Below are 26,069 nucleotides of genomic sequence, written 5' to 3'. Positions count from 1 at the left end.
AGTCCCGCCGTCGACCTCTTACTTTTGCTACTGGTCTTTCTGATGTTCCCTGCAGGGACCTACGGGACCCTGTAGAGCAACTCCACCTCTGCCAGGTTGACGTTGCCGCCGTGCTCATCGAGCACCCGGACCTGGCTGTAGTCAGCCCGTTGCGGAAGGGTGAACGTGTACCAGTTCGCGGCACTCATGCCCGTGATGGTCATGAACGTTGTCCACGTTGCCCCGCCGTCGTTGGAGCCTTGGAGGACGGTGCCGTTGCCGCGGCTGATGTGGGTGGCGCGCGGGTAGACGCGGACGATGTCCGTGGTGATCCGGGTGCCGTCGGCGGGCTTCACCGTGACCCAGCCGTTCGCCGTCGTGGTGTCCGTGTAGGTAGCCGTGTTCCTGTCGAACATCTTCCACGCGTTCTCCTGGGTGGTGCCGGTCCCCGGCCATGCCCGGGTGGAGGCATCGACCCAACCCTGAACCACGGGAACACGTGCGATCGCGGTGTTCCACAAGGCCAGCCGGCTGCCGTCCGTGGTGCTGGTGAGGGTGGTCCCGGCCTTGCCCGATACCGTGCGGTAATCCACCGAGTACTGGACATCCCGGCCGTATTCGACGTCGGCAGGCAGGACGGCGGCGGCCGTCCAGTTGAGCCCGTCAGCGGATGTTGCCGTTGCGGTTGCTCCTTCGACAACAATCTTCAGCTCGGACAGCGGCTCGGTGGCGACGGCGGCGAACGTTACCGTGTCACCGTTGGTAGCCAGGCCCTTGTCCGCGTTGGACGTTGCGATGGACAGCGAGGAAATGGCCGTTGCCATCTCGTGCCGGTCGCCATGGATCCGGAACTCACCGAACGAGGAGATGCCCGGGTAGGCGGGGTCGGTCGGCACACCGGGGTGGTCCACCTGGACCTTGAAGTAACGGAACGTCTGGCCCGCCCCGTCGGCGCGGACCGGAATGGTCTCCATGGCAAACCCGCTGGCCGTGGTGTTGGTGGTCTCCCGCTCAGTCAGCAGCGTCCACGTCCGTCCGTCACGGGAGCCGTAAACGTTGGCACCCTGGGACCGGTTCGCGAAGTTGTACCTGGCCTGGAGGCCAACTGCTTCAGCCGAAACCTGGAAGCCCTGGCCGAAGTCCACGGTGAACGGTGCCCGGAGGTCTCCAGTGGTGGAATGGAAGCTCCCGTCCACGAGGTTCCTCGGCTGGACGCCCGTCGGGTTTGTTGTGACCAGTCCGCGGTAGTCGATCGAACCGTCGTCGGCCAGCCGCGGGGTCAGGAGTTTCAGCTCCGTTACAGCCTTCTGAAGGCGCACCAGCTGATCGAGGTAGCCGGCGTCGTCGGCCGTTTGCATGGCGGCACGGACCTCGGTACGGACCGTATCAAAGGGTGCGAACGATGCGGACTCGTAGGCGGCGTTCGCGTCAAAGCCTGTCAGGGCAGCATCAAACGCGGCCTGCCGGTTTGCGGCAACCAGCACTGTGACGGGGCGTGTCGCCAGGGTTGTGGCGTCATCCGCTTCCACCTGGAACTTGTGGGATCCTACGTTGCTGGCTGAGGGCTTCCACTTCAGCTGGGCCGTCTCCGGGTGCAGGCTCGCCCCGACGGGAAGGCCGGTGCCCTTGTACGCCAGCACCTCGCCTGCAGCATCAGTGGCGGCGAACGTGCGCTTCAATTCGCCCCCGGCCACAGCGATGACAGGGGTTTTCACATCTGCCGGGAACTGCGGAATAGTCAGCTGTGTCTTGGCCTCAAGGTTGACGTAATCGAAGTCCGCGCTGACGCCGTTGGCGCCGATGACTGTCAGGTAGGCAAGGTTTTCCCCGCCAAGGCTCACGCCGGTCAACTTCTCGACGTCCACATCGTAGGTGATATACCGCCACTGGTTGCTGGTGTTGGGCAACGGCACCTCTAGCCGCTTGGCTGGATCCTTGCCGATGGCTAGCGTTGCAGGACCGTTGGTACGGAACTGGATACCCACGGGGCTGTAGCCGGTCCGGCTGACGTACATGAGGGTGCGCGCGGCAACGGTGCTGCCCTTCGCCGACGCGCTGACCCTGACAAACGTGCGTCCGTCCTGGGTCACCGTCTTTGAGCCGCCGTCCATGGCGGAGCTGCGGGTCTCGAACTGGATCTTGGCATCGGTGGCCACGGGGCGGGTCTGTCCCGCGATTTCCGAGGGGAGGGAGAGCCAGAATTCCGGGCTGTAGTCCGGGTTGCTTTCCCAGGAGTTGTGGAGTCCTGTGCCCCAGTAGAACTTGGGTCCGTCCGCCTTGGCGTGCAGTTCAGCCACGTACGGGGCCTCTTTTTCGACGTCCACTCCCAGCTCGTATTTGTAGACGTGGTACAGCTCGTCGATCGGGTTGAACATGCGGCCGCGGTAGGCCTCAGAGAGGCTCCCAGGCCCGCCGGTGGTGTCAATCCACGGTGTTTCGTACCCGAGCATGTAACCCGTGAACGCATTCGCGGCCTTGAGGAGGCGGTCCCCCAGGAATTTGTACGGCGAGACGGCGTCGGTGGCCGTGGAGACGGTGCCTGCTGTCGGATCAACCTTGGTGCCCTGGACGGTCAGGAAGCGCGCCAGCGCCCCGTTGGTGTTGATGCCGTCCCAGGCGTGGGCCTGGTCGCGGCCCATTTCCTGGTGCTGGACAAAGGAGTAGCCGTAGGGATTGCGGGGATCATCCTTGGCGATCAGCGGGAAGAGGGCTGCGAGCGAGCCGTTCTGCTCGGGACGGGAGGTGGTGGCATTGACGGTGTACCACTCCACTGCCTCGCTGTACCGCTCACGGTTCTCGGTGAAGATGTACCCGGAAATGGCGCCGATCAGGGGGTAGGAGTGCTGGTTCAGGTAGCGCCAGTTGGTGTGGAGGAACGTTTCCGTCATGGGGACGATGAGGTTGGCGCTGAGCTTGGACGTGTCCTGTTCGTTCCAGTTCAGGTCGTAGGCCGTGTAGCCGTCGGGGACGCTGGTGGCACGGAACAGCTCTGCCGCCGCCACCATCCTGTAGAGCGGGACGCCCGAATGGATGTGCGCATCCGGGTAGTACGCGTACTTTGCCGGGTCCATGTTGCTCCAGGTCCGGATGAGCCGCATGCCGTTTTCGCGGTACACCGGATCGCCCGTGATGACGTACAGGGTTGCCTGGGTGTAGGCGCCGAAGGCATCCCTGATGAGCTTGCTCTGGACGCCCTGGGAATTGAACGCCGTGGTGCCTGGCTGATCCGGGACGGCGCTGCCATTGGAGGAGCGGAAGTCGCGGGCGGCGAACGGCGTTTCCACCATCGCGTCGTAGTAGCTCTTCCACGGCTCGGTGCCGGCCTTGACCATGGCACGGGCGTTGCGCAGGCTGTCAGCGCTGACGCCGATGCCCGGGTGGACGAAGCCGTTTGCGCTGACACTTTCGGTGATGGTGACGTCCTGGCCTGTGTCAGCGGTGGCGGGTGCCGCGCTTCCCGGCAAGGGGATACCGCCGGCCGGTGCCACGAGGGCAACGGCAGCGGCAAGCCCGAGCATGCGGGCCCATCGCCTCATCGTTGAAGGATGCTTCATCGGTCCTCCTGGATCGATTGGTGGTGCTTTTGGGTGGAGGGTCTTTGTGCCATTCCAAACTCTTCAACTCGTCCCACCGGGCCGGGGCCTGATGTGGCCCGGTGTTGCGGACGAGGCGCGCGGCCGTACTCCGGTGGGCGCGCACTATGGCGGTGCAGCGCCTGGGGTGATGGTCCGGCGTTGCCGGCTTCCTGCACGGATAAGCGCGGAGCAACCGGTTTGTGCCAAGCTTAGCGGCGGTTTGAATCCTAGGCAATCGATTTCCTGAGCAGCATAACCTAGCTGCGGCAAACGTTTTCCTATAAGGTTGTGGCGGCGACAGGTGGATCTGGGGGAAGGGTTTTGTAGTGTTGTCGTACGAATTGTCGCTGCCTCAGGGGCCGGCACGGGCCGTCATTGTGGCGATCCACGGCCTGGCGGAATCGGCCGAGTGCCTTGAGGCTGCCTTTCCGCACTGGCTTTGCCACGGATGGGCTGTCCTGTCGATCGACCTCCGTGGCCACGGCAATTCTCCCCGCTGGTCTGACGAAGATCTCAGCAAGCATCCGGGCGACGTCATGGTGCAGGACGTCCTGGATGTCTTTAGGCCAGCGGACCTCCGCGACGTGGCGGGCCTGCCCGTTCTCTATTACGGCCATTCGGCGGGAGGTTCGGTGGCGGCGGCTGTCGCGGCCGCGGTACTCGATCAAGTGCGGCCCGGATTCAGTCCCGTAGCCGTTTTGCTGGAGGATCCCTTTTGGCGGCTTCCGGTCACTCCCCTACAGGACCGATCTGCGGCGGAAGCGGCCTATGCACACCTCCTCAAAGTCCAGAGCTGCACGGCGGCGGAACGCGCCGCCATCAGGCGGCGTGAGTGGCCAAACTGGAGCGAGGCCGAGATTTTGCGGAGCACCACGGCTCAGGAGAACTGCGACCCCCGGCTGATCCGCAACGGTAACGTCATCCCCTCCACACCGTGGCCTGACCTGACGGCGTCCCTCACGGCTGCCGATGTGCCGGTCCTGATCATCACTGGAACGGTCCGGGCCGGGATCACGCCAGAACACCAGCGCATGGCCCGAGGGTCCGGTGCAAGGGTGGTGGTTTTCGACGGCGCCTCGCATTTCGTCCGCCGGGACATGGAAGACACGTTCATGAGGGCATCCACAGCCTTTTTTGCCGAGGCGTTGGAGGTAAAAAGTGCGCCCGCGGCAAGGCCTTGAGAGTCCGCATCCCTCATAGCAATGACGTGCAGAGTGCGCGCAGAGATCGGCAGGGAGCCCAGTGTCCAGTCTGGCGCATACAGGTAAGCTTGCTTACTGTTGTAGCAGGGGGCAAATTACACCACTCGCATCTCCCTCGGGAAGGGAGCCCGCGGGACCGGACAGCTTCAATAGACGGCTACCCTGACAACCCTGTTTTAAGGCGGATTTATGAATGCCAAAGATGAAGGCACCCTCGGCAGTCCTGTCCCGGAACCCGAAGCCGGGCTGAACCGTGATCCCAAGGATTGGGTGACTGGTGACGAACCCATGACGGCGGCGCAGCGCAGCTACCTGGACACCCTCGCCCGCGAGGCAGGCGAGGAAATCTCCGCGGACATCACCAAAGCGGAAGCTTCCGAGCACATTGACCGGCTGCAGAAGCGCAGCGGCAGGCTGTCCGAGGGGGCGGCCGATGAGTAAGCCGTGGCCCTAGCCGAACCAGCGCGACGGACCCTGCGCGTTGAAGCGTGGTGCTGCGGGGGAGGGCGTTGAGGGCCGCGGCGGCAGGGTGCAATCGTTGATGAGCGCCATTGCTGCACTCTCGCGTGCGTCCCGGATGGCAGCAACGGCCGTATCTTTGTCGCTGTAGGTTTCGGAGACCGCAAGCACTTCTCCCGTGCTGGACAACAGCCTGAAACCAAAAGCCCCGCGATTGGTTACCACCAGTTCGAATTTTCCTGTCACGATCTGCATCATCCTTGGATCAGGCGTCTTATGGTCAAGCGGGCTTGCCGCTATCGCTCTCCGGGACGCATTTTGGTCTGTCTGATACGGGCCTGACGAAGCTCAGCATTTGAAGGCTCGTGGCCGGGACTGGCTCCGATTGGATCAGCGGCGCCTCCAGGTGAACAGGTAGGCGCCCGTACCCATCAGCAGGAAGCCGGCGATGCCGACGGCGATGATCTGTGAAGCAACTCCGGCGATAAGCAACACCATCCCGATCAGGCAGGCCATGGCGGCGAAGTAGGTACTTGCCCTGAACGCAGCCTCCAGCGAGCCTGATGAGAGTTTGCGGGCAAGGGGCGGATCGTCTGCTGCCAGGTCAAACTCCAGTTCCTCCAGCAGTTTCCGCTCCCTATCGGACAATGGCATTCGGAACCTCCTTTGGATACCCGCCACCCCACTGCAACAGCTCTCGCAGCCGTCGCCTGTGGCTGGCCGTAGAGCGTGCAGCACCGTTTAAAAACTCGCATCTCTTATGTCAGTATTCATGACCATAGGAACCTTCCGGATGGAAGTCAAGCCGGCCTTGACTGCTCCTCGATAGCTCCTCGCGTCGGGTGGCTTTGTCAGCCGGCACAGCCCTTACGACCCTCTGGTCAAGCCCCAAATCACGAACTGGCTTTAATAAAAATATCGGCTATAACTGAATCAGGATGGTTTTTCTTTATCGCATGAATTGGAAGGAAAAGTCTGATGCTTTTTGTCGGCAATGATGACACAATTGGGCACCGGCGGAAGATGGGTGGTTCGTCTGCAGTCTCCGGGCCTGAGGCGTCGAGTCTCCGGCCTGCGCATTGCGGTCAGGCAATGCAGCTGACCGTCCATCGGGCTGCTGGAGATTCCACTTTATCCAGCCCGCAAGCCGGTGATGATCTGCGCCTTGTTTGGCAATGCCGGTGCGGATTCACTCTTGATCCGCAGCCGGACCCGCGGGAAGACGTGTGGGCTGCCGCCGCCTCGGTTGAAACCTGCCAATGGGAGATGGACCAGGCCCTCCTCCAGCTCCGCACGGCAATTCGGAGCGCTTCGGCCAAAGGCGTCTCCAGCGAACTGCTTGCCGATGCAGGTCAGCTCTCGTGCCTTGAAATCCAGTCGATCCTGAACGAATAACAAGTTAAAAAAGTGTGACAGATTAGAACTCTGCCACGGACCAACTCACCGCCCATGGCGAAATTGCTCATACTGGCTTCTCTTCTTTTTGCATAAGGTGATTTGTCAAAATACCGCGGAAATTGCTAAAGAGATATATGCAGAAAGCGAGATCGGCTGGACGCTTTCCCTCATCCCGGAAAACCATGTGGCGAAAATGAGCAGGGGGAGCGGGGGGAAGGTACCAGGATCCGGGCCCCCCACTCCGGCCAGCCGTGGGAAACCGTTTCCTGAACCTGCGCGGGGCTAAGGGTGACGACTGCGGGACCACCCGCCGTCGTCGTCCTTCAATGCTCGCCAAAACGCTAGGATAACGTTATCCTGTTATTCATCATCGTTTAGCGGCGGAGTTCGATATCCGACTGCGTACTTCCCGGGAGCCACCATGACCCTTGCGAACCTCAGTCCCGAACTAGAGGACAAGCCGCCGACTCCCGACGTCGCGGATGGTGGGGAGATCCTGTCCTGGGGAAACGACTGCCTTCAGCTTCACATTCTGCACGGTGATGACATCGCCCCCAGGCTCCTCGCCATCCAGCACGAACAGGCCCCGCTGGCCGACCTGGAGGAGCTGCGCCAGGCTTCCCTGCCCATCGTCGAGATTGCCCTGGCCGGCGACGGCCGGCACGGTACAGCGGGAAAGCGGCACGTGGACGGGGCTGCGGCCCAGCGGCTGCGGCTGTCCGGCACGCGGGAAACGGTGGCCAACGGCGTACGGGGGCTGGAACTGCAAGCCACAGATCCCGTATCGGGTATCACTGCTGCCGTGCACTATGAGCTTGCCGGCGGCTCCTCCGTCCTGCGCTGCTGGACGGAACTTCGGGCGGGCAGCTCCGCCGTCGGCGTGGAATATGTCTCCTCGTTCACCCTTTCCGGGCTGGGGCATGGCAGGGACTGGGAAGAGGAGCTTGCCCTCTGGCAGGCCGCCAACCCGTGGTCCGGCGAGTTCCGCTGGCGGCGGGCCACACTGGCGGAACGTGGCCTCTATAACGTCGGAATGGTGGAATACGGCCAGGTTGGATCCAAGAACCGGGTGGGTGCCACGTCCATCGGGGCCTGGTCCACTGCCGAACACCTCCCCATGGGCATCCTGGAGGACGCCGGCACCGGGAGCATGCTGGCCTGGCAGCTGGAGCACAACGGTGCCTGGCATTACGAGCTCGGCGACCGCTACAACGATCTCTATCTCACGGTCTCCGGCCCCACCGCGGCCGAGCACCAGTGGGGCGTCACGCTGGAACCGGGCGAAACGTTCACCACCGTCCCGGCCTCCGTGGCTGTTGTCCCGGCCGGCGGCCTTGACGCTGTCGCGGCCGAACTGACTGCCTACCGCCGGCGCATCCGGCGGGCCCACCCTGACAACGTGGCCCTGCCGGTCATCTACAACGACTTCCTGAACTGCCTCATGTCGGACCCCACCACCGAAAAGGAGCTGCCGCTGATCGCTGCCGCCTCAGCGCTGGGTGTGGAGGTCTTTTGCATCGACGCCGGCTGGTACGACGACGAAAACGGCGGCTGGTGGGACTCGGTGGGCGAATGGGAACCCTCCATCAAACGCTTCCCCGACGGCGGCCTGGCCGGGCTGCTCGGAAAAATCCGTGCAGCCGGCATGAAGCCTGGCCTGTGGCTCGAGCCCGAGGTGGTGGGCGCCAGGAGCCGGATCGCGGAGCTGCTTCCAGCCGAAGCCTTCTTCAGCCGCGGCGGAGAGCGGATCAAGGAATGGGGCCGCTACCAGCTGGACCTGCGGCACCCCGCGGCCCGGGCGCACCTGGACGGGGTGGTGGACCGGCTGATGGACGATTTCGACCTCGCCTACCTCAAGCTGGACTACAACGTGGACATCGGAGCGGGCACAGACCTCAACGGCGCTGTCGGCGCGGGCCTGCTGGACCACAACCGCGCATTCCTGGCCTGGGCCTCGGCAGCAATGGACAGGCACCCCGGCCTGACCATCGAAGGCTGCGCCGCGGGCGGATCCCGGCTGGACGGCGCCTCGGGAGCGGTGTTCCCGGTACAGTCCCTGACAGACCAGCAGGATTTCGTCAAGACCCCGCCTATTTCCGCCGCGGCGCCGCTCACGCTCACGCCGGAACAGTCAGGTGTCTGGGCGTCCGTGGAGGGGTCCATGGGCGATGAGCAGCTGGCCTTTTCCCTGGTCAGTGCGCTGCTGTCCCGCGTCCACCTGGCAGGCCGGATCGATACCCTGGATCCCGTGCAATTGGAGGTGGTCCGCGCTGCACTGGAGGTCTACAAGGGATTGCGTGCCGGCATTCCCACCAGCCTGCCCACGTTCCCGCTGGGACTTCCCGCGTGGCGTGATGACTGGATCGCGCAGGGCTCCAGGCTGGGCCAGTCAACGCTGGCCATTGCAGTCCACCGGCGGGGAGGCGACGTGGAGCAGTCCATCGAGCTGCCTGCCTGGCTGGGCCAGAACCCCGACGTGACGGTGGCCTATCCCGCCTGGGGTGCGGCAGACGCCGTCGTACTTTCCGAAACGCCGGGGACGGCTGTCCTGAAGGTGACCCTGACCGAGGTGAACAGCGCCCGGCTGATCCTCCTCCGCGCCTAACCCCACCCCGGCCCAGCAGCCCAACTGACTCGCACTTAACGTCGTGAAACACCCGTTTGACGACGTTAACTGCGAGTCAGTTGGGAGGGGCGGGACTGCGGTTAGCCGAGGGCGGCGGTTGACTCCCGCAGGACGAGTTCGGGTTTGACCGTGGACGAGGCCGGGATGGTGCCCGTTTCCACAGTGGAGGCCAGCAGGGCAAACGCCCTGGCCCCCAGATCCTGGAAATCCTGCCGGACGGTGGTCAGCGCGGGCCGCCACAAGGCGACGTGCGGCTGGTCATCGAACCCCACCACCGACACGTCCTCCGGGACGCGCTTGCCGCTGTCCAGCAGCGCCCGGACAACACCGATGGCGATGTCGTCGTTGCCGCAGAATACCGCCGTTACTTCATCCCTGGCCGCCAGTTCCTGGCCCACCCGGTAACCGCTGGCAGGCTCCCACGTGGCGTGCAGCACCGGAGGAATGACGGCGCCGGCGGCTGTCAGCGCCGCGCGCCAGCCGTCGGTACGGCCAGAGTGCTTGCCCATGGTGGGTACCGACACGTGGTGGACGGTCTTGTGCCCCAACGAGAGCAGATGATTGGTGACATCCTTGCCGGCTCCGCGTTCATCCAGCAGGGCGCCGGGTGCCTTGCCGGTGCGCCTGGTCCCGCCACCTGCCACCACAAGCGGGATGGATGACGGGAAAGCCTTGACGGCGGCCAGGCCAGGCCGGTCGAACTCCAGGATGATGACGCCGGCCACCGGTTGGGACAGGACGAGGTCGATCGCGGAGTTCACGGCGTCGTCGTCATCGGATTCCACCACGGCGATGATCACGGACATGCCTGATTCGCGGGCCGCCTTCTCGATGCCCTCGATGGTCCTGGCATAGCCGTAGTTGGACGTTCCGCCCGTCAGCACCGCCACCATGGAGCGTTTTCCGGAGCGGGTGGCGCGCGCGGCGCCGTTGGGCCGGTAGCCAAGTTCGCCGACAGCCTTCATCACGCGCTCGCGCAGTTCCGGGGCCACGAACTTGCTGCTGGTCAGGACGCGCGAAACCGTGGGAACGGACACGCCGGCGGCCTTGGCGACGTCGCTCAGCACAGGCACTTTCTGCCTCAGGGCAGGGGCTGGATCCTTGGTCACCTTCACAGCGTAATGCCATTTGCCGGGAAAGGCGGGCAGGCAGGTTGAGGGCGGGGAATCGTTTTCATCGGTCAGCCTCGCCCGTGTCGTAGCGGAAATCCGTGAAGTCTGCGCTGAAGCTCCTGTCCCGGAGATCCTGCGCCGCAATACCCACAAAAGCGCCGGTAAACCGCAGGACGTGGCCGTGGTCGTCTGAGAGCTGCAGCGCGTTCAGTTCCGGCCCGATGGGGCTCAACGGATTGCCGCCCTGGGCCCAGCGGAACTGCGCCCGGTCGCCGTTGATGCTGCCCTCGAGGCGGAGCGGAAGTCCCGGCTCCACCACAACGGCCCCGTGTGACTGCAGGCCGGTGAACGGGTCCCGTTCGAACACTTCCAGGATCTGCTCCACGGGGGCATCGCCGTCCACCAGGTCTCCGCCCACTTCCCGCACCGTTGTCCTGAGATAGAAGTAGCTGGCGGTGTTGTAGTAGAAAATGAGGCCCGCGCTCTGGGTGAAATTGGCGGGACTGGCCTCCAGCGTCACTCCGGCTGTGACGTCGGGGGAGGTCAGGCGGCGGGCCACCAGCGACTGGTCGAAGAATGAGTCTGTGCTGTGCCTGCCGCGAAGCCGGAGCCAGCCAGGCCGGGCGTCCAGGCTGGCCCATTCAGCATGGGGACGATGCCTCAGCGTGCTCCAGGGCCAGCCCACCGTGGTGCCGCCATCGGCGTCGGAAGTTGGCGTGAAGCCGCCGAATCCGGCGTCCTCGCCAGGGTCACCGTCAGGGTCACCGGCTAAGTCACCGTCACCGTCACGGTCGGGAGTCGGTGAAACGGCAGGCAGCGGGCCCCGGACTTCCACGTCAGGGTGCCGGCCGCCCTGTTCGAGCCGCAACCACCCGTCGTCGGTGAAGGCTAGCCGCTGGATGCAGGTTTCCCGGCCGAGGACCGAATACTGCTTGCCGTCCCTTTCAGCCCAGCGGCTGGCCAGGTGGGCCAAGTAGAGGGTGCCGTCATGTCCGACGGCGATCTCGCCATGGCCTGCCTTCTGCAGTTCGTGGCTGGGAAGGTCCCTTGTGGTCAGGACGGGCCCCAGCGGATCCGGCTCGTAGGGGCCAAAAAGGTTGTCGGAGCGCATCATGGCGATGCCGTGGTTCTGTCCCGTTCCGCCCTCGGCCAGCATGAGGTAGAAGCGGTTGTTGAAGGAGTACAGGTTTGGACCCTCGATCAGGACGTCCCGGCGGTGGATGATTTTGGGGGTGCCGATGGTGGCTGTGCCCGCGGCGTTCACCTCCTGCAGGTTGATGCCGGCGAAGCCGCCGCGGCCCGTGGGGCGGTGGTCCCATTCCATGTTGACCAGCCAGTGCCGGCCGTTGTGGTGGAAGAGGGACGGGTCGAAGCCGGTGGTGGTAACCCGCGCGGGCGCGGACCACGGCCCTGCCACGTCGGCGGCCCGGGAAATGTAGGTGTCCATGTCCTTGTGCGGCCCGCCAAAACCGCGAACCACGGTGAAGACCAGCCAAAAGTCGCCGTCGGACCAGCTCAGCGACGGTGCCCACACACCGCCAGAGTCCTGAAGGCCCCTGAGCTCCACGCGTGCGTCCGGGCCCGTGAAGGAGCCTGCGAATTCCCACGTCTTCAGGTCCCGCGAGCGATGGATCGGGATCACCGGATACCACTCGAAGGAGCTGTTGGCCAGGTAGTACCAGTCGCCGACGCGGATCAGTGAGGGGTCCGGCGAGAAGCCCGGCAGCACGGGGTTGGTGAGCAGTGTCATGCGGAGGTCTCCCGAGGAGGCATCGAATCGGGCAAGGATGCAAGGATTTCGGGGTGTTCAAAGGGCATCCCGGCCACGTAGCGCTCCAGTTCGGACACCACGTGGTCGCCCATCCGAAGCAGCTCCGTTCCCATGGACCCGGCGATGTGCGGGGTGAGCAGGACATTCGGAAGGTCGTAAAAGACGTGCTCGGGCGGCAGTACATCGGGTACCGCGACGTCCAGGATCGCGTTGATCCGCCCGGACATGAGTTCCGCTTCCAGGGCTTCCTGGTCCAGGACTTCGCCCCTGGCGGTGTTGATGAGGGTGGCTCCAGGCCGCAGCAGGGCCAGCTCGTCCGCGCCAATCATCCCTGTCGTTTCTGGTGTGACCGGCACGTGCAGGGAAACCACGTCGCTGCGGGACATCAGGGCAGCGAGGGGAACCAGCTCCGCCCCGAACGCCCTGGCGTCGTAGTTGCTGAGGTACGGGTCGTATACCAGGACGTCAAGGTGGAACGGCTGCAGGAGTTTGGCCACGGCGCGGCCGATCCGGGAGGCGCCAACGAGTCCGACGGTCTTGCGGTAGTTGCCCGCCGTCGGAAATTCACTCTCCCGGTCTATCCAGTTGCGTCGCGTGCGGTACATCCGTACGGCGTCGAAGGTCTGCTTGTTGGCGAGCAGAATCATGGCCAGGCTGTACTCGGCCACGGGGATGCCGTTGGCTTCTCCGGCGTTCGACGCCGTGATCACCCGGCCCGCGGGAAGGGGCGGCACCTTGTCGCCGACGACTCCGCCCGCGTGAATGATGGCTTTGAGGTTGACGGCCAGGTCCAGCACCTCTGGCGGCAGAGGCGGGCAGCCCCAGCCGGTGATCAGCACCTCGACTTCCGGCAGGAGGGCCCTGGCATCAGCAGAGGAGAAGTCCTCAAAGACGGGGCCGCGAAGGTCGGCAACGCCATGCAGGCGCTCCAGCGAATCGGCGGCGATCAGCTGGCCGAACAGTTCTGGCGGAGCCATCACCGCCATGGTAACGGGCTGCCGGGGAGCGGTATGTGGGTGGGCCGGCGAGGTGGCGCTCGATGTGTGCATGGTCTTTTTCTCTGTTTCGTTCGAAGCGGTGAGTTACTTGACGGCGCCGAGCGTAACGCCGGTCTTCCAGAAGCGCTGCATGGCAATCATAAAAACGGCGAGCGGAATGATGGCCAGAAGCGAGCCAAGGATCAGCATGCTGGTCCCGTCGATGCTCTCACCTTCAAGGGTGCGTTTCCCGGACCAGGCGTACAGTCCCAGCGCGAGGGGCCAGTTTTCCTTGCCGGATGCCCCCAGCATGGTCAGCGGTGTGAAGAAGCTGTTCCAGTTGCCCACGAAGGCGAGCAGGAAGATTGTGGCGCCGCCGGTGGTCATCAGCCGCATGACCACCTGGAAGAAGATGCGGACCTCGCCGGCGCCGTCAATCCGCGCTGCTTCCAGGATTTCCGGCGGGATGGCCCCTTCGATGTAGACCTTCGCCAGGTAGACGCTGAAGGGGCTGATGAAGGAGGGGATCAGGACGGCCCACGGGCGGCCGACGAGTCCCCAAGCGGAAAACTGGAGGTACAGCGGGATGGTCAGCAGGGCGCTGGGCAGGAGGAAGGACGCGACGACGGCGCCGAAGACCGCCTTTTTGCCCCAGAACTCGTAGCGGGCCAGGCCGTAGCCGGCGGCCAGCGAGATGATCATGCCGACAAAGGAGCCGACGCCGGCATAGAGGATGGAGTTGAGCATCCAGCGGAGGAAGAAGCCCTCGTCGTAGATAAAGATCTGCTGCAGGTTTTCCCACAGGTTGAATTCGGCGAACCAGAGTGACTCGAAACCGGTGGAGGCGTAGAGGTCCGCCTGGCCTTTGGTGGACGCGACGATGAGCCACCAGATGGGGCCCGCAGAGTAGATGACGGCCAGGCCCAGTCCTGCTAAGACCAGCAGCTGCGTGGCCCTGTTCTGCTTGGCCCCGACAGGCAGGCCGCGGCGGGTGAGGCTGGCGCGGCGTTTGGCGCGGCGCCGTTCCTTGGCCGGGAGGTGGCCGGTTTCTTCCGGCGCTGACGGGACGATGACCGGGGTCAGCGCCGCATCGTCCTGGGCAGCGGCGCCGGTGGCGGGGGTGGTGGTGCTCATGGCTAGGCTTCCGGCTTGTTGGTGAATTTGTAGTAGAAGAAGGACACCAGGGCGATGACAGAGGCGAAGACCAGCGAAAGTGCCGCTGCATAGTTGTAGTTGTTGGCGTCGAAGGCCTGGTTGAAGATCATCAGGGTAGGCGTGTAGTCCTTGGTGACCACTTCCGGGACAAAGGAGCGGAACAGCAGGGGCTCCGCGAAGATCTGCAGCAGCCCGATGATGGAGAGCATGCCGGTCAGGACCAGCGCGGAGCGGACAAAGGGAACCTTGATGGAGAAGGCAATGCGTCCTTCGCCGGCGCCGTCAATCCGTGCGGCTTCGAAGAGTTCCGGGCTGATGGCCTGCAGCGATGCGTAGATGATCAGCATGTTGAAGCCGATGCTGTCCCACGTCAGCAGGTTTCCGATGGAGGGCCACATCATGGCCTCGGAGAGGAAGTTCCAGTCCAGGGAGAAGAACTTGCCGATCTCGGTCAGCGGGCCGATGTTGGGGGAGTAGAGGTAGATCCACACGAGCGTGCCCACGATCCCCGGAATCATGTAGGGAACCAGGAGGCCAATCCGGAACCCGGCCACCACCCGGCCCTTCAGGTAGTCAAGGCCGAGGGCCAGCAGCAGGGAGATGGCCAGCTTGATGGGAACCTGGATGCACGCGAAGACAGCTACCCGTCCCATGGACTCCCAGAAGCGCGGATCGGTGGCGGCGGCAGTGAGGTTGTCCAGGCCGACAAACACCGTCTGGTTGCCGCTCAGGCCCAGCCCGGAGGACTTAACGGTGTACAGGCTCTGCACCACTGCGTAAGCAATCGGCAGGATAAAGAGGATGATGAAGCCGACGACGAATGGCAGTGTGAACGCTGCTCCCTTGGCTGCCAGCAGCGTCCGCCACGTAATGCGCCGGCGTGCAGCTGCAGGTGCGGGGGCGGAACTTTCCGTCCTCAGGATCTGGGTGGACATGGGTCTTCCTTCAAAGTTCTGGTGACGATGCCGTTGCAGGGTGTCCCGGCCCTGGGGCCGGGACACCCTTGGGCGGGCAGGACTACTTGGACCCGTCGATGACGTTGATGCCCTTCTTTTTCAGGTCATCCACCGTCCATTCCTGCATGTGTTCAAGCAGTGCGGTGACCTTCTGCTGCTTGGTGATGACCTTGGCCCAGCCATCGGCCATTTCCGTGTACATCGCGGTGTAGTTGGGGCCGTAGGTCCAGTCTCCGGCGATGTCCTTGGAGGCCTGGGTGGCCACCTTGACAGCTTCGGCGTGGTTGGCGCCAAAAAGCTTTTCCGGCAGCATGTTGGCGACGTAGGAATCGGAGTCAGCCACGGCGGGGAACGCCGAGGAACCCTTGATGGGGTCCGCGGCAAGCGTGACGGATTCCTTGTTGGTGGCGAGCCAGACGGCTGCCTCGGCTGCTGCCTTCTTGCTCTTGGACTGATCTGTGACGAACGTGCCGCCGATGGGGCTGACGTTGGCCTTGCCGCCCGTGCTGAACTCCGGGATCGGGGCAGCAGCCCAGTTGCCGAAGGACTCCTTGAAGTTGTTGACCATGCCGTTGGTGGACCAGGTCCAGATGTGGCGGGTGGCGGTGTTGGCCTTGTCGTACATCTGCTGGACGGCGGCATAGTCGGCGAACGTCTGGGTGGAGATGGCGTCCTCGTCAATGAGCTTCTGGGTTACGTCTGCTGCCTCGAGGGTGGCGTCGTCCAGGAAATTGATCTTCCAGGAGTCGCCGTCCACCTTGTACCAGGAGGCCCCGGCCTGCCAGGCCCAGTTCACCAGCGTGGAGGGGTCTTCGCCTGCCATGTTGGTCAGTTTGTGGCCTGCGGCTCCGAGCACCTTGCCCTGGTCCACAAACTCTTCCATGGTCTTGGGGGGCTTGAGGCCCAGCTTGTCATAGACGGGGGTCTGGTACACGAAGAACTGCGGTGCCTGGGCGTTCGGCACAATGTAGTTCTTATCGTTCACCTTGGAGGAATTGAAGGCGGAGGCCTTGAATTCCTTCTCAGCGGGGGTAACCCAATCAGTGATGTCCGTGATGATGTTCTCCGCCACCAGGGGGACCATCCAGTCCTGGATTCCCTGGTGGAGGTCCGGGGCGTTGCCCGCGGAGGCGGCGTTGCGCAGGCCGTTCAGGGCGTCGCTGCCGCCCTTGACCTCGGTGAACTTGATTTGCACGTTCTTGTGGGCGGCGTTGAACAGCTTGACCTGCTCGCCCGTGCCCTTGGCCCAACCCCAGTATTCGAGGGTGATGGGCTTGTCGTCAGTGCCTTCGATACCGGCATCTGCGGTGCTTGAGGCCGACGGCGTGGGGGCGCCGCCGCCACACGCCGCCAGGGTGGCTGCCGTCGTCAGGACCGCCACGCCGGTCAATAAACGCTTCATAACTTTCATGATGCTCCTTGGAGAAAAGGTTTTCCCTGCCGGCACCATTGCCGCCGACGTCATTGGGGTAGGAAAACGTTATCCCCAATCATGCGGGATGCATCACAGTCAGTCAATATGCAGGACGGAAGCAGTCGGGGCCAATGCGGGTTCCGGATCTGCGCGCACGATGGCGATCCGGTAGGTGGCTGTAGTGGCATGGTCCTGCGCGTAAGTGGTCAGGACGATGTTGGTGCGTTCCGCGCCGGGTTCCAGGGCAATGGTGCGCGTCTTGGTGTCGTCGATCAGGATGTCGCCGATCAGCACCAGTCCGCTTCCCGCCGCCGGCTCGGCGTCGAGAGTTACGCTTGTGGCCGCCGCCGGCACCGTCAGCGTGTACGAATAGATGTCCTCCGCCAGTGCCGGACTCAGGACGCCGGTGCCGGAGGTGAGTGCCTTCAGCCGGGCATTGGTGCCGAAGGCGTTGCTGGACGTAATGGACACGCCGTAGACACCGCCCACAAAGCTTGTGCCGTTGCCTTGGAAGCGGACCGTCACGACAGGCACCTTTGCACCGTCCGCATCGAGCACATAGTTGCCATTCTGGTCGCGCTTGTAGCTGTCCCTTGCGGCAATCCCCTCCAGGACCACTGGGGGAATCTGCTCGTACTGGGTGTACCAGGTGGTGGCTCCATTGGCGTTGGTGACCACTTCGTCCTTGAGCAGCACACCGTTGAGGTAGACGCCGAAGCTCCTGCCGTCGTCGCCGCCGTAGTAGCGCACTCCAAGGTAGTTTTCCTCGAGTGCCGGGTCCACGATCATCTCGTACTGGAAGTAGGCGTCGGTGGCCCGCTGCCCGTCCCGGAACCCCTGTCCGTGGAAGGTCCCCACCGCGGACTTGTTGTACTTGTAGTTCTTGTCAGCCTCGCTGTTGTTGTTGTCGAACGAAGTCAGTGAATCGATGGTGGTTTCGTCGATCCGCAGCCGTTCCTTCTCCTTGCGGATCAGCCCCTGCGCCTCCGCGGAATCCGGCTCAACGAGAGTCATGTAGATGGCATACCGTGCGTTGTACAGGCTGTAATACGGCTCGAACGTTAATGCCGCCGACGCCTCATCGACGTTCCGGAGCGAGAACCGCATGGCCTCTGTGCCGTTCGCGTTCCGGCCATTCGGGATGCGCACCAGGTTGCTCCCGATGCCCTGCTTCCAGGCGGCCGCGTCGTCCACGACGACATGGGAGTTGACCGTCTTATCCGCGGTGCCCATCCGGACAAGGACACCGGACGTATAGGCAGCATTGACGTTGTTGCGGTTCAGCTCGGCAGCCAGCAGCACGGGGCCGTACTTGAAGGCAACCCAGTTGGGATTTTCGGTGTTGTCCTCCACCGTAACCCTCGCGGGAAGGGTGTAGGAGGCGGTGTCTCCCGCAGTCACCGGCACCAGCACATAGCCGGCGGTGGCGAGCGGCACTATGTCCGTTTCGACGCCGTTGATGCGGAGGGTGGGCACTCCGTCAACCCAGGACGGGATGCGCAGCCTGATGCTGGTACCGCCGACAACCGCCCCTCCATCCAGCGCCTCAACCGACAGGGTGACGGTTTCGTGGTTGGGTACATCCGCCTTCTGGGTCAGCTTCAGGTTGTGGGCGGACGAGCGGAGGACGGACGAGCGGAACTGGTTCACATAGACCGAATCCCGGGTTTCGAAGTAGATGGAGTCTCCGAGCTTGGTGAAGCTTTCGATCCCGGTACCGTGATCGCACCAGAACTCGTCCTGTTGGTGGCCGAACACCTTGGCGTAGCCGGGGGCCATGGGCTGGAAGTAGGTGACCATGCCGGTCTCGGGGTTCTGGACTGACATGACGGAGTTGATGAACGCTGACTCGTAGTGGTCCGCGTACTTCACATCCTTTGTGACCTGGAACAGGGCCCGGGAGAGTTTGAGCATGTTGTACTCGTTGCAGCCCTCGGACGTCGAGTTCTCCCCATAGCCGATGGTCTGGCCGTTGGTGGCGTACTGGTAGAGCGTGCCGGCGGCGTGGAAGTGCTCAGAGTAGCTGTTTCCGCCGTTGGCATAGGTATGGTGTGCAAGCACTATCTGCCAGAAGTTCTCCGCAGCAGCACGGTACATGCCCAGGCCGCTCTTCTCCACGTCTGTAAGGGTGGCGTACAGGCGCGGATTGTCCGTGAAGACGGTGTAGCGCTTCAGTGCCCCGATGAGCTTGGGGATGGTGGTGTTGGCGTGCAGGCCGTTCAGGACGTCCTGGCCCGCGGCCAGCTTCTGGAACAGTGCAACTTCATCGAAGTATTCCGCCGCGCGCTTGTGGGCAGGCTTCCCTGTGATGCTGAACAGCTTGTACAGCGCCTCGTTCATGCCGCCGTACTCGGTGCTGAGGAGCACCGAAGGGTCTGCCTGCCGGCCTGCCCAGTTGGCGATCCAGGTGGCGAAACCGTCAGCAACCGACAGTGCCATGGCGGAGACGTCCTGGGGCGCATAGTCATGGGCGGCCAGCAGCCCCGCAACAATTTTGTGCAGGTTGTAGAAGGGAACCAGAAGGCCGTCGGCCCCTGATGGCAGGTACGTCACCGGGAACGGCGAGACGAAGCCGGCGTTGGCCGGATCCTTCACGGCGTAGGCATCCTGGCAGTGTTTCAGGCCGTCGACGGCGGCAGTCAGCTTCGTGAGCAGCCCCGCCTTGGTGGCTTGATCAGTGGTTGTGGCATAGGCCTGGGACAGCGCCGAGACGTAGTGCCCGAAGAAGTGCCCCTGGAAGCGTGTGCCCGATTCGCGTTCCCAGCCGCCGTAACCCGCCGCCGTCGTGGGTGTCAGGCCCGCCTGCTTGTAGAACGAGAAGAGGAACTTCCCGGGGTCAAGGCCCAGCAGGTAGGCGATGGTTTTCCGGTTTCCGTTGACCAGGTAGGGATCCTGGATGTCGACGTCGCCCAGTCCGGTTTCGAGCAGGTAGACCGAGGTCTCAAGATCCTCAGGGAGCACCTCGACATTGAATGTTTTAGCCACGGGACCGCTTCCTCCGTATGTTCTGTCCACCTGCGCTCTTTCCGAAGATCGCCTGCAGTGTTCTGCGACTGCGCAGGAACTTGTGATGTTAGCGTTAACAAATCCTGGCGCACAAGGATGCGCCTTTTGAGGCGCGCAATCGGCTGGAAATGACTAACGACGGCGGGATCCCCGCTGAGGGTCCCGCCGCCGTCGGCTGTTTTCTATGAACTGGTTTTCTGGGGGCGGGGCTGGACGCGGACGCTGGCTGCCGCGGGGGTGAGGGCGTAGAAGGGCGTAAACCCCTCGCGGGTTCCGGGGGAAATGTTTGAACGGACGATCGCCGCCTTTTCCAGCGCAGCGAGGTGGTACCTCACGCAATCGCGGGAGCAGATGATGTCGCTGCTGATATCTGCCACCTTGCTGGCGCCGTTGCTGGCAAGGTAGTCGATAATTTGGGATCTGATCGGACGGCGCCGTTCTTCTTTCCTGCGGGCGGGGTCTTCATTCAGCATGCGGCGTGCGGTTGCAGGGTTTTGGAGCTCAACGGTCATTTTCCAAGGCCTTTCATGGGGTTGAAGAGGCAAAGCAGTGGCGGGCGTCGCTGTGCCGGTGTTGCCTGGGGCGGCGGACCGGCACAGCGGGCTCTCTTTTTGTGTCATCCGAAGGGAATTTGGGCACGTCGGTGTGCCCCTGTTCCCGGGCAGGACAGGGTTTTTGGGTGGTGCTGGCTGGGCCCACGGCCGCAGGGTTCCCTGACCGGTCGTGCGAGGGGGGCGGTGGGACTTTTGTTGGTTTTGTTGTTGCTATTGCTGGGTGGGTTCTTTGGTGAGGTTTGCCAGGCGTTCGGGGCTGAGGAGTTCCTGGAGCTGCGCGTCGGTGAGCAGTCCGTGTTCGAGGACGAGTTCGGCGACGCCTTTGCCGGTGGCGAGTGCTTCCTGGGCGATGGCGGTGGCCGTGGTGTAGCCCAGGTGCGGGTTTAGTGCGGTGACCAGGCCGATGGATTGTTGCACGGTCAGGCGCAGGTGTTCGGTGTTGGCGGTGATGCCTCGGATGCAGCGTGCGGTGAGGGTGGTGCAGGCTGCCTGGAGGTGGGAGATGCTCTTGTGGAGGCTGTGGACGATGATGGGTTCGAAGGCGTTGAGTTGGAGTTGCCCGGCTTCGGCGGCCATGGTGATGGTGACGTCGTTGCCGATCACTTCGTAGGCGACCTGGGAGACTACTTCCGGGATGACGGGGTTGATCTTGCCGGGCATGATGGAGGAGCCGGACTGGACGGCGGGGAGGTTGATTTCGCCGAGGCCGGCGCGTGGGCCGGAGGAGAGCAGGCGCAGGTCGTTGCAGGTTTTGGAGAGTTTCACGGCAACGCGTTTGAGGACGCCGGAGAGGTGGACGAACGCGCCGACGTCCTGGGTGGCTTCGATCAGGTCCGGGGCGGTGACCAGGGGCAGGCCGGTGATGTGGGCGAGGTGGCGGCAGGCGGCTTCGGTGTAGCCGGCGGGGGCGTTCAGGCCGGTGCCGATGGCGGTGGCGCCGAGGTTGATTTCGTGGATGAGCAGGTTTGCTTCGGCGAGGCGGAGCCGGTCTTCGCCGATGGTGATGGCGTAGGTGCCGAATTCCTGGCCCAGGGTCATGGGCACGGCGTCCTGGAGTTGGGTGCGGCCCATTTTGACGATGGTGCGGAATTCCAGGGCTTTGGCGGCGAAGGCTTCTTCGAGTTCTTCGAGCGCGGCGAGGAGTTCCTTGACGGCGAAGATGGTGCCCAGTTTCACGGCGGTGGGGTAGACGTCGTTGGTGGACTGGGAGAGGTTGACGTGGTCGTTGGGGTGCAGGCGGGTGTATTCGCCCTTGGGGTGGCCCAGGATTTGCAGGGCGCGGTTGGCGATGACCTCGTTGGCGTTCATGTTTGAGGAGGTCCCGGCGCCGCCCTGGATGACGTCCACGACGAACTGGTCAGCGTAGTGGCCGTTGATCACGTCGGTGCAGGCCTGTTCGATCGCGGCGGCGCGTTCGGGGTCCAGGAGCCCGAGTTCAAGGTTGGTGCGGGCCGCGGCCTGTTTGACCGCGGCCAGGCCGCGGACCAGGTGCATGTTCGAGGACAGCGGCTGCCCGGTGATGGGGAAATTTTCCACCGCGCGCAGGGTATGCACGCCCCAGTAGGCCTCCGCCGGGACGTCCCGGTCACCGAGCAGATCATGCTCAGAACGCGTAGACACTGCCTTTGTAGCAATGCCGGCAGCGGCGGTGGTGCCGATAGTGGTTGCGGCTGCGGTGGTGCTCGGGGTGCTCATGATGTCCTTACAGGGCTTCGTTGACGGGTTTGGACGGGTTGACGGTTGAGAAAGAGGAAAATCAGCAGCCGGCAGGGCAGGCCCGCGGGAAACGCATAGGTGGTGGCGACGGAAACGGTCCCGTGCGGAGAAGCGGTCAGTGGCGGTGCCTGGTTCGTGGTGCACTGGTGGGTCCGGGTTGAGGGTCAGCCTGTGCGGCCAGCGTTGGTATTTCCGCTTCCGGGGACGATGGTGCCCAGGGCACACTCCACGCCATGCAGGTGCATGGTCATGGCCTCCGACGCGTCCTCGGCCGAACCGCGCTCGATCGCATCAAAGATGCGGGCGTGCTCGTCGCCGGACTCCTTCCGGCGGTCGGCCACCAGGTTGAGGGTGTTCGACTGGTTGGCCATGGCCTCAACGATGTCGGAGAGGAATGATTCGAAGACGCCGTTGCCACTGGAACGGGCAATGGTCACGTGGAATTCGGTGTTGAGTTGAACCCACTGTTGGAGGTTTTCGGCCTCGGACATCTCCCGGAGAATCTCCCGGAGGGCCTCGAGGTCTTCATTGGTCCGGCGCTGGGCTGCGAGGCCTGCGGCCGGAACTTCCACGTGGGGGCGGGCCTCCATCAGGGCGCTGGCGGAGTATTTACCGAGCTTGAGGTCCTGGGCTACTTTGTCGGCGATGACAAAAGTGCCCTTGCCGGTATGCGTGGCGGTCAGGCCGAGGGCGGTGCATGACCGGAGGGCTTCGCGGACCATGGTGCGGCTGACTCCGTACTGCTTGGCCAGCGACGCCTCTGAATCCAGGCGTGTACCAACGGGAATCTTGCCGCCCTCGATGGCGCCGCGAAGGGATGCGAATACAGCTTCAGCGGCACCCACTCGCACCACTCGATCTTGTCCAGCTGTCCAGCTGTCCAACAGGTCATCCATACCCAAAGCATGGCATCAGTCGCAGTATGTGTCAACGGGCTCGCGAAATGTTGCGGAGGGCTGGCTTAGCCCGCTGCAGTTCCAGACTGCCGGCCTTGGTCAAGGCCGCGGAGGCAGTAGTCGTTGGGGTCGATGGCGCGGGTGACCCGCCGGCCGATATTGGTCAGCTGCTGGACCTGGGCCTTGGTGAGCGGGTCAAAGACCAGGGTGCGCACTTCCTCCACATGGCCGGGTGCCGTTTTGACCACCTTGTCCCACCCCTCATCAGTGAGGATCGCCAGGGTATAGCGGCCGTCCGTTGGGTCCGGTCTGCGGCGCACCCATCCGCGCTTCTCGAGCCTGCCCACTACCTGCGAGAGGCGGGGGAGGGAGCCTTCGGCAATCACGGCCAGTTCGCTCATTCGAGCTGTCCGGCCCTTGCTCTCGGAGAGCCCTGCCATCACGTGGTATTCGAAGTGGCTGATTCCTGCATCGCGCTGGAGTTGGGCGTCCAGCGCGGAAGGCAGCCTCATGATCACGCTGGTCAGTGCCAGCCAGGCGTCCCGCTCTTCGGGCGTCAGCCAACGGGGCTCTTGAGTTGCATCCATCCGCCCATCCTATCGCTTCAGGGTTGAAGTCATCTTCGAGCAATTTACTTGCATCTTTAAGTCGTTAAGGTCTACGATTCACTTAAAGATTGAAGTCATTCGAAGATAGGAAAATGCCATGGATATCGTCCTCTGGGTCATCGCCGGGTTGCTGGCAGCAGCCTTCCTCGCCGCCGGGGCCATGAAGGTCATGCAGTCCAAAGAAAAGCTCGCAGCTTCCGGGATGGGGTGGACGGACGACTTCAGCCAGGGCATGGTGAAGACCATAGGCCTCCTGGAGGTGCTTGCCGCCGTCGGCCTGATCCTACCCGCGGTGCTGGGGATCGTCCCGGTACTGGTTCCGCTGGCGGCCCTCGGGCTCGCAGGCCTGATGGTTGGCGCTGCGATTACACACGGCCGCCGCAAGGAAACCCCGATGGTGGCGATCAACGTGGTTTTGCTCATTCTGGCGGCGGTTGTTGCCTGGGGCCGGTTCGGCCCTTACGCCTTCACTTCATAGGTACCGGCGGCCCCGGCAGCCGCGTCAAGGACCATGAAGCAATGAGATCAATTGCGGTTGTGAAGGCCTCGAGACGCGGACGGTTCAGGAAACCATGACGGGAGCCTGGCAGAACGTGCTGTTCGACGTCGATTCCTGCCGCGAGGAGTTCGCCCGCGAACTGATCACCGGATGCGCGCATGGCGTCCCGGTCGGCATTGATCATGAGGGTTGGAGGCAAGCCGTCGAGGCCGTGCCCTCCGGGGAAGGCGAAGCGATTAGCCAACGCGGACGGTGAGCCCGCGTAGTTGCGATTAACGGCGTCAAGGATCCAAAGGGAATGTGTCAGCCGCCGGTGGCCGGGTACCCGCCTCCGGATGTTGTGAGACCTGGGGTGCAACGAGTGGAAAAAGCCGTAGGCAAGAACAATCCCCCTCGGTTTCAGCTCACCCTTGAGGGCACGGAGAGTGGCGGCGGAGGCGAGGCAAGCTCCGGCGCTTGCTCCACCGAGAATCACTCCACCCGGTGACTCACTGCCCACACTGCCAAGCGCGGTAACGATGTCTTCAACGGGAAGAGGAAACCGCGCGCGGGGCCGCCTTCCGCCCCTTCCGGCCCACGCCAGCCCGGGAAGTGGCGCGAGGCGGTAGTCCACTGTGGCAACAGGAAGCCCGCGCTGCGCAAGAGCGCGGGCGACGTCGTGGGCTTCAGGCTGGTCAAGGCCGCCGGCAAAAAAGCCTCCGCCGTGCGCCCAGACCATCGTCGGGACCGGTGCTGCCGCTGCACTCTCAACTGCTGGCCGATACCAGCGGATCGGGACGGGACCATAAGGCCCTGAGGCTGATGATTCGGCAACCTTGAGTTCACTCACACCAATGAAGGACGCCGCCATGCAATCGACCATAGCGTCAACTCCGCGGCATGAAGTTCGCGGGCGGTGGTTGCAGGCCGTGCCGGCTGTGGGGCGCGGCTGGAAGAGACACCTTCTAGGCCAGTTGAGTGAGGATGACCGGTCCGGATTCCGTGACGGCAATCGTGTGCTCGGAGTGCGCGGTCCGGCGGCCATTGGAGCTGCACAGGGTCCACCCGTCGGCAGCTGTGACGAGTTTGCTGGTGCCGTCCATAACCCAGGGTTCGATGGCCAAAAGCAGTCCGGGGCGAAGAGTGTATCCGCGTCCAGGTGTTCCGGTGTTCGGAATGTGCGGGTCCTGGTGCATGGTGCTTCCAACCCCATGTCCGCCAAATTCTTTGTTGACCTTGAAGCGGGCTGCTTCGAGCACTGACCCGATGGCGAAAGAGATATCGCCAATGCGCGCTCCGGACTGGGCTGCCTGGATGCCGGCCACAAGTGCTTTCTCCGTGGTTTCAATCATGTGCCGGTCAGCACGCGAAGGAGATTCGCCTACAACGAAGCTGATGGCGGAATCGGTGACCCATCCGTTGACACTCGCAGCGAAATCCAAAGTCAGCAGATCCCCTTCCATCAGAACGTAGTCATGGGGGAGTCCGTGTAGAACGGCATCGTTGACGGACGTGCAGATCACTTTGCCAAACGGGCCGCGCCCAAAGGACGGGGCGTAGTCGACATAACAGGAGCGGGCTCCTGCGGCCCGGATCATCGAATCTGCCCAGTCGTTAATTTCCAGGAGGTTCGTGCCCGGCTCGGTCCTGTCCCTCAGGTCTGACAGGGTCCTGGCCACAAATTGGCCGGAGAGGCGGGCTTGGTCAACTTCTCGGGGCGTAAGCACTTCAATCAATGATTCCTCCAATTGTGGACCGTTATTATTATAACGGTACTAAGCTTGAAAGATGGTCAGAGTCCCCCTAAGCCCCGAAGAGGTCCGTGCAGGGAAGATGCTCGGAGAAATGCTCCGCAATGCGCGTGGGAAACGGACGCTGGTTCAGGTGGCTCTTGGAGCAGGCATATCCCCTGAAACACTCCGGAAAATCGAAACGGGTCGAATCGCCACACCGTCATTCATGATCGTGGCGGCCCTCGCCGAAGAACTGGGTCTCTCCCTTGACGCCATCCAGGGAACGCTGCGCCGCTCATCCGATGAGAACCTCGATGTAGCTTCTTAAGCGGCCTGCCCACTCTGTGCTGGGCAGGAGATGCAGCAAAACAATCCGCCGCCACTGCCGTTGAAAGCCATTGCCGGTGCCTGAATACTTGAAGTTGAAGGTTCCAACGGGTGCAGGGCGGTGGCA

22 protein-coding genes are annotated in these 26,069 nt (G+C 63.5%); 6 read left to right on the top strand and 16 right to left on the bottom strand.

Annotated features, from left to right (window positions below; all coding sequences use genetic code 11):
- Window positions 1–59: 59 nt before the first annotated feature.
- Window positions 60–3,515 (bottom strand): discoidin domain-containing protein, encoded by a 3,456-nt coding sequence (locus M1E17_RS20050; RefSeq protein ID WP_457963672.1) that lies wholly within the window; start codon window positions 3,513–3,515, stop codon window positions 60–62.
- Between the two features lie 365 nt (window positions 3,516–3,880).
- On the opposite strand from M1E17_RS20050, the gene M1E17_RS20045 reads away from it, so the two are divergent.
- Both M1E17_RS20045 and M1E17_RS20040 read left to right on the top strand, forming a co-directional pair.
- On the top strand, window positions 3,881–4,735 hold the full coding sequence (locus tag M1E17_RS20045) for an alpha/beta hydrolase (protein ID WP_457963671.1): 855 nt from the start codon (window positions 3,881–3,883) through the stop codon (window positions 4,733–4,735).
- 210 nt (window positions 4,736–4,945) lie between these two features.
- Window positions 4,946–5,197 carry a DUF3072 domain-containing protein gene (locus M1E17_RS20040; protein ID WP_457963670.1) on the top strand — a complete coding sequence of 84 codons (252 nt, stop codon included), beginning with the start codon at window positions 4,946–4,948 and terminating at the stop codon, window positions 5,195–5,197.
- 9 nt (window positions 5,198–5,206) lie between these two features.
- On the opposite strand, the gene M1E17_RS20035 is transcribed toward M1E17_RS20040, so the two are convergent.
- Together M1E17_RS20035 and M1E17_RS20030 are read right to left on the bottom strand one after the other, a co-directional pair.
- Window positions 5,207–5,461 carry a YegP family protein gene (locus M1E17_RS20035; protein ID WP_457963669.1) on the bottom strand — a complete coding sequence of 85 codons (255 nt, stop codon included), beginning with the start codon at window positions 5,459–5,461 and terminating at the stop codon, window positions 5,207–5,209.
- A 144-nt stretch (window positions 5,462–5,605) separates the two neighbouring features.
- Window positions 5,606–5,869, bottom strand: coding sequence for a DUF3040 domain-containing protein (locus tag M1E17_RS20030; RefSeq protein WP_457963668.1), 264 nt, complete (start codon window positions 5,867–5,869; stop codon window positions 5,606–5,608).
- 324 nt (window positions 5,870–6,193) lie between these two features.
- Between M1E17_RS20030 and M1E17_RS20025 the strand changes: the two genes are divergently transcribed.
- Window positions 6,194–6,610 (top strand): hypothetical protein, encoded by a 417-nt coding sequence (locus M1E17_RS20025; RefSeq protein WP_457963667.1) that lies wholly within the window; start codon window positions 6,194–6,196, stop codon window positions 6,608–6,610.
- A 424-nt stretch (window positions 6,611–7,034) separates the two neighbouring features.
- A complete protein-coding gene (locus M1E17_RS20020) occupies window positions 7,035–9,218 on the top strand; it encodes a glycoside hydrolase family 36 protein (protein ID WP_457963666.1) in 2,184 nt (727 codons plus the stop codon).
- A gap of 101 nt (window positions 9,219–9,319) precedes the next feature.
- On the opposite strand, the gene M1E17_RS20015 is transcribed toward M1E17_RS20020, so the two are convergent.
- The 11 genes from M1E17_RS20015 to M1E17_RS19965 all read right to left on the bottom strand — a co-directional run bounded on the left by M1E17_RS20015 (window position 9,320) and on the right by M1E17_RS19965 (window position 23,383).
- Window positions 9,320–10,348, bottom strand: coding sequence for a LacI family DNA-binding transcriptional regulator (locus tag M1E17_RS20015; protein ID WP_457963665.1), 1,029 nt, complete (start codon window positions 10,346–10,348; stop codon window positions 9,320–9,322).
- A gap of 64 nt (window positions 10,349–10,412) precedes the next feature.
- A complete protein-coding gene (locus M1E17_RS20010) occupies window positions 10,413–12,101 on the bottom strand; it encodes a family 43 glycosylhydrolase (protein ID WP_457963664.1) in 1,689 nt (562 codons plus the stop codon).
- The gene (locus M1E17_RS20005) at window positions 12,098–13,171 is read right to left on the bottom strand and encodes a hydroxyacid dehydrogenase (RefSeq protein ID WP_457963663.1); all 1,074 of its coding nucleotides are present in this window, start codon (window positions 13,169–13,171) and stop codon (window positions 12,098–12,100) included. The genes M1E17_RS20010 and M1E17_RS20005 overlap by 4 nt, the downstream gene beginning before the upstream one ends.
- A 33-nt stretch (window positions 13,172–13,204) precedes the next feature.
- Window positions 13,205–14,233: a carbohydrate ABC transporter permease gene (locus M1E17_RS20000; protein WP_457963662.1), complete on the bottom strand. Its 1,029-nt coding sequence runs from the start codon at window positions 14,231–14,233 to the stop codon at window positions 13,205–13,207.
- Between the two features lie 2 nt (window positions 14,234–14,235).
- Window positions 14,236–15,189 (bottom strand): carbohydrate ABC transporter permease, encoded by a 954-nt coding sequence (locus M1E17_RS19995; protein WP_457963661.1) that lies wholly within the window; start codon window positions 15,187–15,189, stop codon window positions 14,236–14,238.
- An 82-nt stretch (window positions 15,190–15,271) separates the two neighbouring features.
- Complete coding sequence (locus M1E17_RS19990) at window positions 15,272–16,621, bottom strand: ABC transporter substrate-binding protein (RefSeq protein ID WP_457963660.1); 1,350 nt, start codon at window positions 16,619–16,621, stop codon at window positions 15,272–15,274.
- Between the two features lie 99 nt (window positions 16,622–16,720).
- Window positions 16,721–19,609 (bottom strand): beta-L-arabinofuranosidase domain-containing protein, encoded by a 2,889-nt coding sequence (locus M1E17_RS19985; RefSeq protein WP_457963659.1) that lies wholly within the window; start codon window positions 19,607–19,609, stop codon window positions 16,721–16,723.
- 203 nt (window positions 19,610–19,812) lie between these two features.
- Entirely contained in the window at window positions 19,813–20,142 is a 330-nt protein-coding gene (locus M1E17_RS19980) for an ArsR family transcriptional regulator (protein WP_457963658.1), read from the bottom strand.
- A 252-nt stretch (window positions 20,143–20,394) separates the two neighbouring features.
- Complete coding sequence (locus M1E17_RS19975) at window positions 20,395–21,879, bottom strand: aspartate ammonia-lyase (protein ID WP_457963657.1); 1,485 nt, start codon at window positions 21,877–21,879, stop codon at window positions 20,395–20,397.
- Window positions 21,880–22,064: 185 nt separating this feature from the next.
- Window positions 22,065–22,796, bottom strand: a complete 732-nt coding sequence (locus tag M1E17_RS19970; RefSeq protein WP_457963656.1) for a FadR/GntR family transcriptional regulator — start codon at window positions 22,794–22,796, stop codon at window positions 22,065–22,067.
- Window positions 22,797–22,861: 65 nt separating this feature from the next.
- A complete protein-coding gene (locus M1E17_RS19965; protein WP_457963655.1) occupies window positions 22,862–23,383 on the bottom strand; it encodes a MarR family winged helix-turn-helix transcriptional regulator in 522 nt (173 codons plus the stop codon).
- A gap of 118 nt (window positions 23,384–23,501) precedes the next feature.
- Here M1E17_RS19965 and M1E17_RS19960 point away from each other — a divergent pair, with 118 nt between their 5' ends.
- Window positions 23,502–23,882: a DoxX family protein gene (locus M1E17_RS19960; RefSeq protein WP_457963654.1), complete on the top strand. Its 381-nt coding sequence runs from the start codon at window positions 23,502–23,504 to the stop codon at window positions 23,880–23,882.
- Here M1E17_RS19960 and M1E17_RS19955 read toward each other — a convergent pair.
- Together M1E17_RS19955 and map are read right to left on the bottom strand one after the other, a co-directional pair.
- Entirely contained in the window at window positions 23,872–24,753 is an 882-nt protein-coding gene (locus M1E17_RS19955; RefSeq protein ID WP_457963653.1) for an alpha/beta hydrolase, read from the bottom strand. The genes M1E17_RS19960 and M1E17_RS19955 overlap by 11 nt on opposite strands.
- A gap of 94 nt (window positions 24,754–24,847) precedes the next feature.
- Window positions 24,848–25,618 (bottom strand): type I methionyl aminopeptidase, encoded by a 771-nt coding sequence (gene map / locus M1E17_RS19950; RefSeq protein WP_457963652.1) that lies wholly within the window; start codon window positions 25,616–25,618, stop codon window positions 24,848–24,850.
- A 52-nt stretch (window positions 25,619–25,670) separates the two neighbouring features.
- Here map and M1E17_RS19945 point away from each other — a divergent pair, with 52 nt between their 5' ends.
- A complete protein-coding gene (locus M1E17_RS19945) occupies window positions 25,671–25,943 on the top strand; it encodes a helix-turn-helix domain-containing protein (RefSeq protein WP_457963651.1) in 273 nt (90 codons plus the stop codon).
- Window positions 25,944–26,069 lie beyond the last annotated feature (126 nt).

Source organism: Arthrobacter sp. D1-29, assembly GCF_054130585.1.
This window is presented reverse-complemented; position numbering and strand designations above follow the sequence as displayed.